Genomic DNA, 15,870 nt, shown 5'->3' with positions numbered 1-15,870 from the left:
TTGTTCTGGGAGTTGAATGATTGTTTTAGGTTATTGGTTGCTTGAAATTATTGCTTCAAGACATGCTTTAAAAGGTGGTTTAAAGGTACTCAAAGTCTTTGCAGACTTTTGCTATCGCTTTTTCGAATACAGACAGAGCAATTTCTAGTTCGCTGCGACTGATGATCAATGGTGGGCTCAACTGAATCACATTACCTTGTGACACCTTAAAGCTCAGGCCATCGTTTAGACATTGGTAAAGCACGGCTTCTGCTTCATCGAAAGCTCGGGTTTTGGTGATGTGGTCAGTGACCAACTCCACCCCCCAGAGCAGGCCGATGCCGCGAACGTCACCAATGACTGGGTACTTCTCTTTCATTTGAAGCAGCTGTTCACGCACGAATGCGCTGTCGGCTTGTACTTTTTCAAGTAGGTTTTCTTGCTCAATCACTTCCATGGTGGCGAGTGCTGCCGCGCAACCAATTGGGCTTTTTTCATGGGTGTAGTGACCAAGAGATACTTGCGCTGCCGTGTTGTATTTGTCTTTAGTGATCATGGCTGCGATTGGAACTAAGCCGCCGCCAAAACCTTTACCGATACAAAGAATGTCAGGTTCGATATCAAAAGCTTGGTGAGTGAACCATTCGCCACTGCGACCCATACCGTTTGGAATGTCGTCGATGATCAACATGACGTTATGCTTATCACAAATCTCACGGATGCGCTTCCAGTAAGCTTTGCTTGGTACTTGCACGTCTGTGTTACGAACCGCTTCTGCAATGAAGGCACCGATGCCACCTTCTTTCTCTATGACGTACTCTAGGTAGTCTGCGTAGTGCACATCACATGCAGTCTCATTGTCGTCGCCTGCGCTACTCCCACTTAACGGAAAACTATCGCGAGGCGAAAAAGAGTCACGAAGCGGAAAAGCACCACGATAGGAGACTGCTGGTGGAATGCGCTCTACGCCTGCCATTAACGGCCCCATACCTTCACGAAAACAAGCTTCACCACCGACGGAGATCGCATCAAGTGAAGCGCCGTGGAATGAATCCCACAATGAAACGACTTTGAAGTTTTTGGTGACATGTCGCGCTAATTTGAGTGCCATGCCAATCACAGATGTACCACCGGGAGCAAACAACACGCGATTCAAATCGCCACCACAGATCTGCGTGAGCTTTTCAGCGCACTGAACGGCGGTTTCATTGGTAAAGCGACGCGGTGAAAACGGCAATGACGCCATTTGCTGAGTCACTTTATTAATGATATGTGGGTGACCATAACCCAACTGGTGAACATTATTGCCGTGAAAGTCCATGTACTTCTTGCCCGTCGCATCTTGAATGTAGATGCCTTCAGCTGCTTCAAGTGTGTCTAGGCAAGGCGTTGACATCGCTTGATGAAGAAACACGTCAGCATCACGTTTTAACATCGCTTGAGTTGCATCATCGTTTAGCGACTCGTTCCATTTCTCACGCGCTGGTGTAGTGTTCACATCGCCTTCGCTTCGAAAGTGCGTCGCATTCAGAACTGGCTCTGGATTGGTCGTCGTCATTATTTGATGTCCCAGTACATAGCGTTTTTCACCGCGCCAATTAGGTCTTCAATGTCTGACGGGTAAACTTCACCGATGTTACCGATACGGAAGCAGTCTGCGTTTGAAACCTTGCCCGGGTAAATCACAAATCCTTGCTCTTTCAAACGGTCATAGAATTCCTTGAATTGGTAATCGCTATGAGTTGGAGAATAGAAAGAGGTAATGATAGGTGAATGAAGGTCATCATTAAGCAGTGGCTCAAAGCCAAGAGAGCGCATACCTGCAACCAATGTAGTTTGGTTGGTTTGGTAGCGATTATGACGAGCCTCGATGCCACCCTCTCGTTCCAATTCAAGTAGAGCTTGGTAGAAAGCACGTACTGTGTGAGTCGGAGAGGTGAAACGCCATTTACCATGATTACTTTCCATGCAGTGCCATTGGTCAAACAGGTCAAGGGTTAATGAGCGAGCTTGGCCTTTACACTTATCAAGTTCCGATTGCTTAGCAATAACAAAGCCGAATCCAGGTACACCTTGAATGCACTTGTTTGCAGAGCTGATCATGTAATCGATGCCCAAGTCAGCAATATCCATAGGGATACCGCCAAAACTCGACATCGCATCAAGAATGACGGTTTTGTTGTGTTGTTTTGCCAATTTGGCAATCTCTTCAATTGGATTCAGCATACCCGTAGTGGTTTCACAGTGGACAATCGCTACGTGAGTAATGTCTGAATCCATGGCCAATGCCGTTTCCATTTCGTTCAAGTCAGGCTGTGATGTTTCACCTGGGAAAACGACATGACATGGAATGTTTAAATATTCGGCGATTTGAGCAATGCGAGCGCCATACGCACCGTTATCAACCACAAGAAGCTTTCCGTTGTTAGAAATAACGCTGCCGATTGTTGCTTCAACTGAAGCAGTGCCGCTGCCTTGCATTAATACACTTGTATATCCCGGTTGCTTAGTCGCCAAAGTCACAAGCTTGCTACGAATCACTTCAACAACGTCTTTGTTGTATTCATCATCCCAAGTACACCAATCTTTTAGCATCGCTTGGCGAACGGTTTCAGAAGTAGATAGAGGACCCGGTGTCAGCAGTAAGTATTCGTTTCTCATGTTCAACTCTCGTGATTTGTGTTTTGGACTATACCAATATTTTCGGTTACTTTAACAACCAATTTAAACGGTCGTAAATAGCCCAAACGTTATTTTCACAAAAGCTTCATATTAAAATTTGTCACTTGTGTTGAGAAATTTTCCGATCTTTAAATTGCCATTTTTTGTTCATTTAATCGTCATAAAAGCCAGTTAGCTTAATACTCGAAATCTGGTACATACCAATGTGAAGGTGTGTGTTAACAACCTAAATGAATTTATGGATATAGAAGCCTCTTGATGGGGCTTCTAATTTAAGAAGCGTTAAACCTCGGTAACTTTTAATTTTGGCAACTTCTCACTTTAGAGTTGAGCCTGACTGGAGAAAATGATGAAAAACCGTTTTATGAAAGGATCACTTGCAGCATTAGTTACTCTATTAGCTGGTCATGCTTATGCAGCACAGGAAGTGACGGTTTACACCGCTTTTGAAACTGACATTTTAGCGAAATACAAAAACGCATTTGAAAGTGAAAACCCAGACATCAACATCAAATGGGTTCGTGATTCTACCGGGATCATGACGGCAAAATTATTGGCAGAGAAAAATAACCCTCGTGCAGAAGTAGTTTGGGGACTTGCGGGTTCTTCTATGGCTCTGCTTAAAGAAGAGGGCATTCTGAAACCTTACACACCTCAAGGTGTAGAAGCGTTACGCGCGAACCTTAACGACCCACAATCTACTCAAGCTTGGTACGGCAATGATGCATTCTTTAATGCCGTTTGCTTTAACGAAATAGTTGCTAAGCAACTGAACCTGCCAGCGCCTAAGTCTTGGGATGATCTAACGAAGCCTATCTATAGGGGCCACATTGCGATGCCAAACCCAGCGTCTTCTGGTACGGGTTACATGCAGGTTTCAGCTTGGTTGCAAAACATGGGTGAAGCCCAAGGTTGGAACTACATGCAGAAGCTAGATCAAAACATTGCTCATTACACGCACTCCGGTTCGAAGCCATGTGTTCAAGCGGGTATGGGTGAAGTGGCTATCGGTATTTCTATGGCGAGCCGAGGTGCGAAGCTAAAAACTCAAGGTGCGCCACTTTCTGTGATTACGCCTGAAGGTATCGGTTGGGAATCTGAAGCGGTAGGCCTTGTTAAGCCTTCAGATGCAGCACAACGTGTTATCGATTGGTCTATCTCTAAAGCAGCGAACGAACTTTACATCGAAATGTACCCAGTTGTTGGCCACCAAGATGTAACAGGTAAAGCAGAGAACTTCCCGAACGTAGAGAAGAACATGGCAAAAATGGACTTCGCTCGTATGGGCAGCGAACGTGCAGATGTTCTGAAAACATGGTCTGAGAAGTTTGACGCTAAATCAGAGCCAAAATCTTAACCTGACGACCTATTCAGTTATTTAGCTATTCAGTTATTTAACTATTTAGCTCGTTAGAAGTTAGAGATCAGTAAAGGAAGGCTTCGGTCTTCCTTTTTTAGTTTTACGCCTTTAGGTTTTAAGTAAGGTACAACAAATGACAAAGCACTACTCATATTGGTTCAAGCAAGCGTTGGAACAAGAGTTTGGCAACATCAATGCGGGGTTAGATTCGGCTAAGCCGCTCCAAAAAGACGTCAACTGTGATATCGCCATTGTTGGCGGTGGCTATACGGGTTTATGGACGGCGATTTTAATCAAACAACAGCAACCCGAAAAACATGTTGTCGTGATTGAAAAAGGCCTATGTGGGAGCGGTGCTTCTGGTGCGAACGGCGGGTGCATGCTGACGTGGTCAACTAAGTATCCGACGCTGAAAAAGCTCTATGGAAAAGAACAAGCGAAATGGTTGGTTAAGGAATCGGAAAAGGTTATATACGAGATCGAAGCCTTCTGTAACGAACACAAGATTGACGCGCATCTATATCGAAGCGGTACTTACTACACGGCGACCAATGAAGCTCAAAAGGGTGGAATGGAGCCTGTCGTTAATGAGCTGGTTAAGCAGGGTATCAATAGCTGGAAGAAGTGCGACAATTCTTTGGCTGATAAAGCGGGATCTGATCGCCACATAGAGGGTTACTACTCAGAAGCTGCGGGCAGTGTGCAGCCAGCGTTATTGGCTAGAGGTTTGCGCAGAGTTGCTCTCGAACTGGGTGTCGAAATTCACGAAAACACAGAGATGACATCACTCGACTATGGCTCCCCAGCTCAAATTCAAACCAAAGGCGGGTCAGTATTTGCGGACAAAGTGATTTTGGCACTCAACGCATGGATGCTCGATCACTTTAAAGAGTTCAAACGCAGCATAGTGGTTGTCTCTTCCGATATGGTGGTGACCAAGCCTATTCCTGAAAAGCTCAAGCAGTTTGGTCCAGAGAAAGGGGCAGCGGTAGTAGATTCGCGTATCTTTGTCCACTATTACCGAGATACCCAAGACGGACGACTCATGTTGGGCAAAGGCGGTAATAAGTTCTCGTTTGCCAATCAAGTTGAAAGCATGTTTAACCAAACGACCAACTACCTGCCGATTCTCAATCAATCGTTTCAAAAACTGTTCCCTAAATTGGAACAAAGTGAATTCGATTACAATTGGTCTGGCGGCTCAGATCGTTCGGTCACCGGATTGCCATTTTTCGGTAACCTAAAAGGCCAAAGCAACATCTATTATGGGCTTGGTTATTCAGGCAATGGCGTGGCTCAAACCCGTATGGGTGGGAAGATCTTGTCAGCCATGGTACTCGATATCGATAATGCATGGACACGAAGCGGTTTAACCAAAGGCCCGTTGGGACACTTCCCGCCAGAGCCATTTCGTTGGGTAGGTGCGATGATGGTGCGTGATGCGGTGCGAAGAAAAGAGAACGCGGAAGATTCGGGTAGCACGCCATTGTGGCTAGATAAACAGTTATCCAAACTCGCAGGTTCGGCGGGCAAAGCCGACAAGGTTGAATCATAGATTAATCTAGCGTTTAAATTAGAAGTTTACATTGAGGCTCTCAGTGATTTATGGGCAAGTCACTGAGGGCTTTCAACGTTGAACTAACTTTCAATGCTGAACAAATAGCAATCTTTAATGCTTATTATATCTGCAATATAACTGTCATTTAGCTACTATAAATTTGTCACTCAACTGCAATATTCTCAGTTTAAATTTGGTATATACCATATAGAGAGTGCTGTAGTATGAGCAACCAAACTTATTTGAATATTGAAAACGTTGTAAAGCAATTTGGCCAATTTACAGCGTTAAAAGACATCTCCCTATCGATAGATAAAGGCGAGTTCGTCTGCTTCCTTGGCCCATCTGGCTGTGGAAAAACCACCTTATTACGTGCGATTGCAGGTCTAGATTTACCAACTTCAGGTTCTATTGAGCAGAACGGTAAGGATACGACCTTCTTGCCACCAGAAAAGCGCGACTTTGGCATCGTATTCCAATCTTACGCTTTGTTTCCAAACCTCACTGTGGAAGAAAACATTGCGATTGGTCTGAAAAATCAGGGCATGTCGACCAAAGAAGCCCTTAAGACGGTTGAGTCTTGGTTAGAGACCATTGGCCTACCAACGTCTGGTCAGAAGTTTCCAAATCAGCTATCTGGTGGACAGCAGCAGCGTGTTGCTCTGGCTCGCGCGTTAGCGTTGTCTCCAGGCTTGTTGCTACTCGATGAGCCTCTTTCTGCGTTGGATGCGAAGGTAAGAACGCATCTGCGTGACGAGATCTGCCAACTGCAACGCAAGCTAGGTATCACCACTATTATGGTGACGCACGACCAAGATGAAGCCTTGACGATGGCAGACCGAATTGTGGTGATGAACCATGGTGTCATTGAGCAAGTAGGTGCTCCACAAGAGATCTACCAAAAACCCGTCAGTCGTTTTGTTGCTGAGTTTGTTGGCAGCATGAACTTCATTCAAGCTTCTGTTGCGGCGCAAGGCAAGATACGTATTGCTGAGTCGATGTTACCGTTGCCGGGTTTAGATAACCTCACTCCAAAACTTGGTGATGTTTTCGATATTGCCGTTCGTCCAGAGCAAATCCAGTTTGTGGATCGTTTTAGTGAGTCATTACCCGTGAGAATCGTATCAAGCGAATTCTTAGGGGCGTTTTATCGTGTTGAATGTCAATTGCAACATGACTCAATGGCGAAAGAGATCATCGTTGATGTATCAGTCAAAGAGTTCAACCGATTGAAGCTGCGTCGCAGTGATATTCGTTATGTGGCGTTTGACCAAGAAGGCCTGAGAGCTTACCCATCGAAAAGCCTGCAAGTGATGAAAGACGAGGCGGCGTAAATAATCATGGAATCGACTCAAATGATGCAATCTAAGCTGCTAATTCAACGACGAGTACAGCCTTTTCTGGCTCGATTAAGTAAAGACAACGTAATCCTATTTGGGCTGTTGGCCTTTTTGTCTGTGGTCATGACTCTGTTTATCCTGATGCCACTGTGGGCAATGTTGAAAAAAAGCGTTCAGAATGCAGACGGAGAATTTGTAGGATTACAGAATTTCGCAACGTATTTTGCTTCTCAAAGCCTGTGGCAGTCGGTAGGCAATACGTTCACGCTTGGGTTGTTAGTGACCGTTGTCGTGGGAGTATTAGCGTTTGGCTATGCCTATGCTTTGACTCGTTCATGCATGCCTTTTAAGGGGCTTTTTCAGGTGTTGGGTTCAGCGCCGATTCTAGCTCCGTCGTTGCTTCCCGCGATTAGTCTTATCTTCCTGTTTGGTAACCAAGGTATCGCTAAGGAAGTATTAGGGGGTAATTCGATCTATGGTTTGATTGGCATATCATTGGGCTTGATATTCTGGACGTTTCCACATGCCTTAATGATTTTAACTACTTCATTGAGAACCTCTGACGCTCGTCTTTATGAAGCGGCACGAGCCTTAAACACTTCACCTTTGAAAACCTTCTTTATGGTGACGTTACCAGCAGCAAAGTATGGTTTGATCAGCACTTTGATCGTTGTGTTTACATTGGTCGTTTGTGACTTTGGCGTACCGAAGGTGATTGGTGGTAGTTACAACGTGTTATCGACCGACATATTTAAACAGGTGGTGGGGCAACAGAATTTCTCGATGGGTGCAGTGACCAGTATCATCTTGCTGTTGCCTGCATTATTGGCGTTTACCGTTGATCGCTGGGTTCAAAAGAAGCAGAAGAGCCTATTTGATACTCGCTCTGTCGCGTACCAACCAGAGCCAAGCACTCTACGTGATGGGTTGTGCTTTCTTTATTGCGTCATCATATCGGCGGCTGTGATTATTGTGTTGGGTATGGCGATATACGGGTCAATGGTCACGTTCTGGCCTTGGAACAAGGCGTTAACACTAAATAACTATAATTTTTCTGAGATGAGTACTTACGGTTGGACGCCATTCTTTAACTCTCTAACGCTCGGCGCTTGGACTGCTATTGTCGGTACAGTTCTGATTTTCTTGGGCGCGTATTGTATTGAGAAAGGCAGAGCATTCGGGCCTATTCGTCAGGTGATGCAGATGCTAAGTGTGGTGCCGATGGCCGTTCCAGGCATGGTACTTGGTTTAGGGTATATCTTTTATTTCAACGATTTAAGTAACCCTTTAAACTTCCTATACGGAACAATGGCGTTCTTGGTGATTAACACCGTGGTTCACTACTACACAGTCGGCCACATGACAGCGTTAACGGCATTAAAACAACTACCTGATGAAATTGAAGCGACCGCAGCCTCGGTGAACTTACCGCAATACAAGCTGTTCTTTAAGGTGACGGTGCCAGTTTGTCTGCCTGCGATTTTAGATATTGCGACATACCTGTTTATTAATGCACTTACCACGACATCTGCGGTAGTATTCTTGTATTCTACCGATACGATACCTGCGTCAGTTTCAGTACTGAATATGGATGATGCGGGGCAAACGGGTGCAGCAGCTGCCATGGCAGTGATGATCATGATATCGGCAGCTAGCGCGAAGTTGATCCATATGTTAATCAACAAGTTATTCGAGAAGCGCACCCAAGCTTGGCGTAAACGCTAGCGAACTATTTTATATTGCAGTTGGCCAAGGAGTGGCTGACGACAAGAACAAGAATAAAAGGAAATGAAGTGCAGTACGTAAAAATCAAAGATGTCATCGTAGAGCAGATAGAGTCGGGGATGTTAACACCACGACAGAAGCTGCCTGCGGAGCGCAAACTGGCTGAATCGTTTGATACGACACGAGTAACGTTGCGCGAAGCCCTGTCTTCACTTGAAGCTGAAGGGCGTATTTATCGAGAAGATCGACGCGGTTGGTTTATCTCTCCTGATCCGCTTCGCTATGATCCGACGCAAACTTTGAATTTCACTAACATGGCTTTGTCGCAGAACCGAAAACCAAAAACGGAATTAGTGGCAGCGAAAGGCATGTTAGCCACCAAAGAAGCAACAAAGCTTCTTAATCTTCAACCGTTTTCAGATGTTTATCGAGTGGACAGAGTTCGCTACCTTGAAGACAGACCTGTTGTGTATGTGACCAACTACATTCGACCTGAGCTGTTCCCTAACTTGCTTGACTACGACTTGTCTAAATCGTTGACTGACATCTACCGAGAGCACTTTGGTGTTGTGTATCAGAAGATCCGTTACCGCGTGAGTACAACGTCTTTGCTTGGCGAAACAGCCCAAGCACTGCGTGCGACCTCAGGGTCTGCGGCTATGGTGGTCGAGCGTGTTAACTATAATCAAGATGGTGATTTGATTGATTGCGATATTGAATATTGGCGCCACGACGCGATCAGTATTGAGTCGATCGCTCAGCTAGAACGCTAGTCTGTCAATTTGAACGTTAGTTGCAGCTAGAACGCGCATCGTATTGGCACCTGCAATTTTGTAGGGTGTTTAATTGAAACGATCAAAGGTCTCTTATTCGGAGGCCTTTTTTATCACCTGTTGTCAGCCGTTGTGCTAATTCATCAATAAGTTAGGAATGAAATGGAATTTTCTGCCATTGTCATCGTGATTATTTCAGCTTTGCTGCATGCGGGTTGGAATGTTCTAGGCAAGTCTAATCAAGGATCGGGCTCGTCTTTCTTTCTGGCTTCTGGCTTTGCCGCCGCAGCGATTTTGACGCCATATTTGATTTGGTATGTTTACAGTGTTGGCCTGTTAAATATCTCACTTCCATTTTGGCAACTGGTTTTCTTGAGCGGGATCTGTCAAATCGTCTATTTGATTGGGTTAGGGACTGCCTATAAACAAGCAGACATCAGCGTGATTTATCCAATGGCCCGAGCTCTTCCGGTTCTAATGGTTGGCTTGGGTACAGTGTTGATTGGTTATGAACTGTCGTCTAATCAATGGATTGGGTTCACCTTGATTACCTTGGGTTGTTTGTTTGTCCCGTTGAAGCAATTATCTGAGTTGAGGCTTAAGGCCTACCTAAACCTTGGCGTGTTGTGGGCGCTCATCGCCGCAATAGGTACCACGGGCTATTCCATCATTGATAAAGAAGCGCTTCTGTTACTCGATCCTTTGAGTACATCAGTTATAACTAATAAGCACACCGCGATTTTCTATCTAGGCATTCAGTTTTGGGCGATTGTGATTCCGCTGAGTATTTGGTTATTCGTTACCAACCAAAGAATCGAGTTTACCAACGCATGGATACTACGCAAGAAAGCCACTGTTGCAGGCATCATGATGGCATCGACCTATGGTCTGGTGTTGTTTGCAATGACCATGACAGAAAACGTCAGCTTGGTTGTGGCACTTAGGCAAGTGAGCATCATCTTCGGCGTAGTGATGGGGATCTACTTTTTAAAGGAAAAGTGGCACGCCACTCGCGGTGTAGGCGTCGTTTTTATCATTGCAGGTTTAGTTATCTCACTGACTTAAAAAGAGATTAAATCCTACCTCCAACCTATAATGTGACTTTTTAGTCACATTTTTCTTATTGATAGCAAACGTTTTACTAATGTTAAAGATGTGATCCTTCTCATAGACAAGGCTGTAAAGTTACCGGTAACATTCACCCCAACGTTACCGGTAACATATAATAACAAGCCGGACTCTGTGAAACTCATAAGGATACCCAAATGAAAGCTCTGACTAAAACGCTGATTGCTGCTTCCCTCACTGGTCTATTTGCTACTTCAGCAATGGCTGCAGACTTTAAACTTAAGATTCAATCTTCAGATCCATCTGGCGATTTGAACTTCAAGGTTCAGCAAAAGTGGGCTGAGCGAGTAGAGACGATGTCTAACGGACGTATTGATATCGATCTACTTCCTGTTGGCGCTGTGGTTAAGCACACAGAAACGCTTGGTGCGATCAAAATGGGCATCCTAGATGGCCACATCACAGCAACAGGTTACTTCTCTGGTAAAGATCCAGCATTCGGCCTAATTGGTAACATGGTTGGTGCATGGTCAGACACAACGCAACTGCTTCAGTACATGAACTACGGCGGCGGTAACGAGCTAATGACTGAACTGTATAAGCCTTACGGTGTTCAGTTTGTTGGTGCTTCTACTACGGGTGTTGAGTCTTTCATTTCTAAAAAACCAATTGATGGTGTCGCGGATCTTAAAGGTCTTAAACTGCGTGCACCTGAAGGCCTAGTACAACAAGTGTTTGCAGCTGCGGGTGCGACTCCGGTAAACCTGCCGGGTTCTGAAGTATTTACTGGCCTAAGCAAAGGCGTAATTGATGCTGCGGACTACACGGTATTTTCTACCAACCAAAAAGCGGGCATGAACGACATTGCAACACACCCAGTTCAACCGGGCTTTCACTCACTACCGCTTATCGATATCTCTATTTCTCAGAAGAAATGGGACAAGATGCCAGCTGATCTACAAACAATGCTGCAAACATCAGTGCGTGACTTCTCTTACGACATGACGACTCAGCTGAAAATGGCTGACCAAGCGGCACTGAAAGAAGCACAAGCCAATCCAGAAATCACTATCCACGACTGGTCTCAAGAAGAGCGTAAGAAGTTCCGTGAAATCGCGAAAGGCCAATGGAAGGTATTTGCAGAGCGTTCTGATAACGCAGGAAAAGTTTACACCTCAGTGACTGTGTTCCTAGAAGAAAACGGCTTACTGTAATTTAAACTTAGTTTACTGACGGGGGAGGGCACTGCTCTCCCGTATTCTCCCAGGATATTTGGCCCATGACAGACAAAACTCCCCATGCCCCAGCTGAAAACGACGAGCAACCAAGAAATGCGCTTGATCGTTTTGTTATAAAGTTCAGTAATCTCGTGAGCTGGTTTTTTATCTTTACTGTATTGATTTCATTTTATGAAGTTGTGATGCGTTACGCATTCGATGCCCCGACCACATGGGTACATGAAACAGCTTCTTTCATCGGTGGTTCTTTATTCATTATTGGTGGCATCTACGCGTTTGCTGCGAATAAGCATGTACGTGTGGTTCTTATCTACGATTCAGTGTCTAACCAAGCACGCAAATATCTTAATCTTGTTCACCACATTGTGGGTTTGGCCTTTGCTGGCATGCTGGCTTATGCGGCTTACTTCACCGCAGAGGAAGCATGGTTTGCACCTTGGGGTGAATTCCGCCTTGAAACATCAGGGTCAGTGTTAAACGCGCCTTATCCTGCGCTGCTGAAAGGCCTGATTTTTGTCGTTTTGTGTGTTCTTGTTGTCCAGTTTGTATTGCACCTAATCCAAGAGTTGATGGGTCTAAGGAAGAATGACGATGTTTGATTTATCTTCTATTGGTATCGCATGGGGCAGCTTGCTCATGCTGGTTATGATGATTGGCTTGCTACTGACCGGTATGCAGCTAGCGTTCGTAACAGGCTTTGTCGCAATTTTCTTCACTCTATGTTGGTTTGGTCCTGATGCCCTGCCTTTGATCGCAAGCCGTACCTACAGTTTTGCTTCTGGTTATGTGTTCTTAGCAGTACCGATGTTCGTTTTGATGGCGGCTTTATTAGACCGTTCGGGCATTGCTCGCGATTTGTTTGATGCAATGAAATCTGTCGGCCGTAAAGTTCGTGGTGGTGTGGCAGTCCAAACCTTATTAGTCGCGGTTCTATTGGCTTCGATGTCAGGCGTTATCGGTGGTGAAACGGTACTACTGGGTATTCTTGCACTGCCACAAATGCTTCGTTTAGGTTATGACCGTAAGCTGGCTATCGGTACAACCTGTGCAGGTGGCGCACTTGGTACTATGCTTCCGCCAAGTATCGTACTGATCATCTACGGTATGACAGCCAGCGTATCGATTGGAGACCTGTTCAAAGCGTCTTTCTTGCCAGCGTTTATTCTTGCGGGCTGTTACATCGGCTACGTGTTGATTCGCTGTAAGCTGAATCCTTCTCTGGCTCCTCTTCCGAGTGATGATGAGACAGAAGAAGATATCGCAAATCAGCCAAGCTACTTCAAGGCTCTGTTCTTCCCACTGCTTTCTGTAGCAACAGTTCTAGGTAGTATCTACACGGGTATCGCTTCAGTAACAGAAGCGTCTGCTTTGGGTGTGGTTGGTATTATGATCAGTGCGCTTATCCGTGGTGAGTTGAATTTCAACATGCTGAAAGAGAGTGCCATCGCAACCATGCGTACTTGCGGCATGATCATGTGGATTGGTATCGGTGCTAGTGCATTGGTTGGTATTTACAACCTGATGGGCGGTATTGATTTTGTTGAAGAAACCATCCTTGCGCTCAGTGGCGGTAACGCAACAGTAACACTGCTAATCATGATGGCTATCTTGCTGGTTTTAGGCATGTTCCTTGACTGGGTAGGTGTGGCACTTCTAACAATGCCAATCTTCGTTCCAATCATTACTGGCCTTGGGTTCGACCCAGTTTGGTTCGGCGTTGTGTTCTGTCTAAACATGCAGGTGTCGTTCTTGTCACCACCATTTGGTCCAGCGGCTTTCTACCTGAAATCGGTCGCACCAAAAGACATCAGCTTAGGTGAGATTTTCTCTTCACTACTGCCGTTCATTGCACTTCAAGTATTGGTGCTGGCACTGGTTATTATCTTTCCTCAGCTCGCGCTTTGGTGGCAATAACAGCAAAGGTTCCAGAGCGAGTTTAACGTTCAGGAACCTATCAACAGCAACACAAGTTTAACTATTAGATTCGATTGTCAGCCCCTGTTTTGGTTGGGGCTTAGGGAAGGCTTGCCTTATGAAAAGCAAAAAAATACTCGTGATGGGCGTATCTGGATGCGGGAAAAGCCTAATTGGTAGCCGTATCGCACAGGCTTTAGAGCTTCAATTCTTTGATGGCGATGACTTCCATCCGCAAAGCAACGTAGAAAAAATGCGTCAAGGTATTCCGCTGACTGACGAAGATCGTCAAGGGTGGCTAGAAACACTCAACAAGCAATACATTGAGCAGCCAAGTGCTGTGATTGCATGCTCTGCATTGAAACCTCAATATCGCGACATTCTACGAAAGAACAATGAAGGCTTAGTTATCGTGTACCTACAAGGTAGCTTCGACACCATTTGGAACCGCCATAAAGCGCGCGAGAACCATTACTTCAATGGTCAAGAAATGTTGAAAAGCCAATTCGCAACCTTGGTTGAACCGAATGAAGCCGATGCGTTGTTTGTTGATATCTCACAAGATGTCGAACAGGTAGTAGAAAGTGCACTCAAACAAATTAAGCAGATAGGCTAAACCATGACTCAGTTAAAAAACGACATCGCGATGATTGGTTTGGGTGTGATGGGCAAAAGCCTTGCACTCAACTTACTGGATAACGGCTTTAACGTTGCTGGCTTTGATTTGAATACAGATAACATTGAGCGCGCTAGTTCAGAAGCAAAGCTGCTTAATGAATTGTTTACTGGTAAAGGTCAGTTCACACAAGGCACTAGCCTTGAGCATGTGTTGCAAGGGCTAGCTAAGCCGCGTGTAATCGCTTTGTCGGTTCCTGCTGGAAAACCTGTCGATATCGTCGTGAATAGCTTGCTTGATGCTGGCTTAGAAAATGACGATATTGTTATCGATACAGGTAACAGTTTATGGACTGACACAGAAGCCCGCGAAGCTAACTATAAAGGCAAGCTTCGTTTCTTCAGCACTGCTGTATCTGGTGGTGAAGAAGGGGCTCGTGTTGGCCCGGCGCTTATGGCTAGTGGTGACCAATCGGCTTGGCAATATGTGAAACCGATGTGGGAAGCGATTGCTGCAAAAGTGGATGCTAATGGGCTACCGGTTGCTCAGTTTGAAGCGGGTGAAGCGTGCGCGGCGTATGTTGGTCCTTCTGGTACAGGGCACTATGTGAAAATGGTACACAACGGTATTGAATATGCCGACATGCAGCTCATCTGCGAAGTGTACCATTTCATGCGTGATGTACTTGAAATGCCAGCTCAAGAGATTGGGCAAGTCTTTGAGCAATGGAATACTGGCGTACTTAATAGTTACCTGATGGAAATCAGTGCCGACATTCTTCAACAAGAAGATTTGGCGACGGGGAAGCCATTTGTTGATGTTGTGCTTGATAAGGCTGGCCAGAAAGGCACAGGCTTATGGACAGCAGTTAACAGCCTTCAAGAAGGGTGTCCAACCCCAACCATTGCTCAAGCGGTTTATGCGCGTGCAATGAGCGGTCAAAAAGCACAGCGTGTTCAAGGTAGAAAACTGCTAAAAGGCAACGTTGCTGATGCGAGTCAGTTGGATAAAACAGAGGTTATTTCTGAACTTCATGATGCTCTATATTGCGCCAAGTTGTCTGTTTATGCACAAGGCTTTGATTTATTAAAGACAGCGTCAGACAAAGAGGGTTGGAATCTCGATTTCACTCAAATAGCTAAGATCTGGCGAGCAGGTTGTATTATTCGTGCAGCATTCTTACAAGGTATTACATCGGCTTATCAACAAAATGGTGAGCTGGCGAACCTGTTGTTTGACGAGGATTTCATCAAACAAGTGGAAGAGCGAGAGCTTGCTTGGCGTATCGCCGTTGCTAACTCAGCTTTGTATGGTGTGCCGATGCCGGGGATCAGTTCAGCATTAAGCTACTTTGATTCTCTGCGCTGTGAAGTGTTACCAGTGAATCTATTGCAAGCGCAACGTGACTATTTTGGCTCACATACCTATTCACGAGTCGATAGAGAGGAAGCTGAAAAGTTTCACGTGACTTGGAGTCAGTCTCCGAGAACTGAAGTAAAAGTAAACGCTTAAACAATCAATAACGCCCTCAACAAGAGGGCGTTTGTAATTTTGACGCTGTATCAACATTTTACTAAATTAGGCTTCAAATTCCACGTCAGTCGGATACACTGTTAC

Annotated in this window: 13 protein-coding genes; 11 read left to right on the top strand and 2 right to left on the bottom strand. The window is 45.3% G+C overall.

Translation table 11 applies throughout. The annotated features are described in order from the left end of the window. Positions 1-79: 79 nt before the first annotated feature. Both M4S28_RS24970 and phnW read right to left on the bottom strand, forming a co-directional pair. Positions 80-1,537: an aspartate aminotransferase family protein gene (locus M4S28_RS24970; protein WP_249633174.1), complete on the bottom strand. Its 1,458-nt coding sequence runs from the start codon at positions 1,535-1,537 to the stop codon at positions 80-82. Further along, positions 1,537-2,640: a 2-aminoethylphosphonate--pyruvate transaminase gene (gene phnW / locus M4S28_RS24965; protein ID WP_249633173.1), complete on the bottom strand. Its 1,104-nt coding sequence runs from the start codon at positions 2,638-2,640 to the stop codon at positions 1,537-1,539. Before phnW ends, M4S28_RS24970 begins: the two co-directional genes overlap by 1 nt. 367 nt (positions 2,641-3,007) lie before the next feature. Here phnW and M4S28_RS24960 point away from each other — a divergent pair, with 367 nt between their 5' ends. From M4S28_RS24960 to gnd, 11 genes are all read left to right on the top strand, one after another. Further along, a complete protein-coding gene (locus M4S28_RS24960; protein WP_249633172.1) occupies positions 3,008-4,018 on the top strand; it encodes a putative 2-aminoethylphosphonate ABC transporter substrate-binding protein in 1,011 nt (336 codons plus the stop codon). Positions 4,019-4,154: 136 nt separating this feature from the next. Then, a complete protein-coding gene (locus M4S28_RS24955) occupies positions 4,155-5,576 on the top strand; it encodes an FAD-dependent oxidoreductase (protein WP_249633171.1) in 1,422 nt (473 codons plus the stop codon). A gap of 227 nt (positions 5,577-5,803) precedes the next feature. Next, on the top strand, positions 5,804-6,913 hold the full coding sequence (locus M4S28_RS24950; protein WP_249633170.1) for a putative 2-aminoethylphosphonate ABC transporter ATP-binding protein: 1,110 nt from the start codon (positions 5,804-5,806) through the stop codon (positions 6,911-6,913). A gap of 21 nt (positions 6,914-6,934) precedes the next feature. Further along, positions 6,935-8,644 carry a putative 2-aminoethylphosphonate ABC transporter permease subunit gene (locus tag M4S28_RS24945; RefSeq protein WP_445329544.1) on the top strand — a complete coding sequence of 570 codons (1,710 nt, stop codon included), beginning with the start codon at positions 6,935-6,937 and terminating at the stop codon, positions 8,642-8,644. Positions 8,645-8,712: 68 nt separating this feature from the next. Next, positions 8,713-9,417, top strand: a complete 705-nt coding sequence (phnR, locus tag M4S28_RS24940; RefSeq protein ID WP_249633168.1) for a phosphonate utilization transcriptional regulator PhnR — start codon at positions 8,713-8,715, stop codon at positions 9,415-9,417. 162 nt (positions 9,418-9,579) lie between these two features. Then, the gene (locus M4S28_RS24935; protein ID WP_249633167.1) at positions 9,580-10,482 is read left to right on the top strand and encodes an EamA family transporter; all 903 of its coding nucleotides are present in this window, start codon (positions 9,580-9,582) and stop codon (positions 10,480-10,482) included. Positions 10,483-10,682: 200 nt separating this feature from the next. Next, on the top strand, positions 10,683-11,699 hold the full coding sequence (locus M4S28_RS24930) for a TRAP transporter substrate-binding protein (RefSeq protein WP_009845626.1): 1,017 nt from the start codon (positions 10,683-10,685) through the stop codon (positions 11,697-11,699). A 65-nt stretch (positions 11,700-11,764) separates the two neighbouring features. Continuing rightward, the gene (locus tag M4S28_RS24925; RefSeq protein ID WP_017079674.1) at positions 11,765-12,322 is read left to right on the top strand and encodes a TRAP transporter small permease subunit; all 558 of its coding nucleotides are present in this window, start codon (positions 11,765-11,767) and stop codon (positions 12,320-12,322) included. Continuing rightward, complete coding sequence (locus M4S28_RS24920) at positions 12,315-13,637, top strand: TRAP transporter large permease (protein WP_065606581.1); 1,323 nt, start codon at positions 12,315-12,317, stop codon at positions 13,635-13,637. The genes M4S28_RS24925 and M4S28_RS24920 overlap by 8 nt, the downstream gene beginning before the upstream one ends. Before the next feature lie 118 nt (positions 13,638-13,755). Further along, entirely contained in the window at positions 13,756-14,253 is a 498-nt protein-coding gene (locus M4S28_RS24915) for a gluconokinase (RefSeq protein WP_017059513.1), read from the top strand. A 3-nt stretch (positions 14,254-14,256) separates the two neighbouring features. After that, a complete protein-coding gene (gnd, locus tag M4S28_RS24910; RefSeq protein WP_249633166.1) occupies positions 14,257-15,765 on the top strand; it encodes an NADP-dependent phosphogluconate dehydrogenase in 1,509 nt (502 codons plus the stop codon). The last annotated feature ends 105 nt before the right edge of the window (positions 15,766-15,870 follow it).

The organism is Vibrio sp. J383 (assembly GCF_023503985.1).
In the GTDB taxonomy this organism is placed as follows: Bacteria; Pseudomonadota; Gammaproteobacteria; order Enterobacterales; family Vibrionaceae; genus Vibrio; species Vibrio splendidus.
Note: the sequence above shows the minus strand (reverse complement) of the source record. Positions and strands in the feature narration are given on the sequence as shown.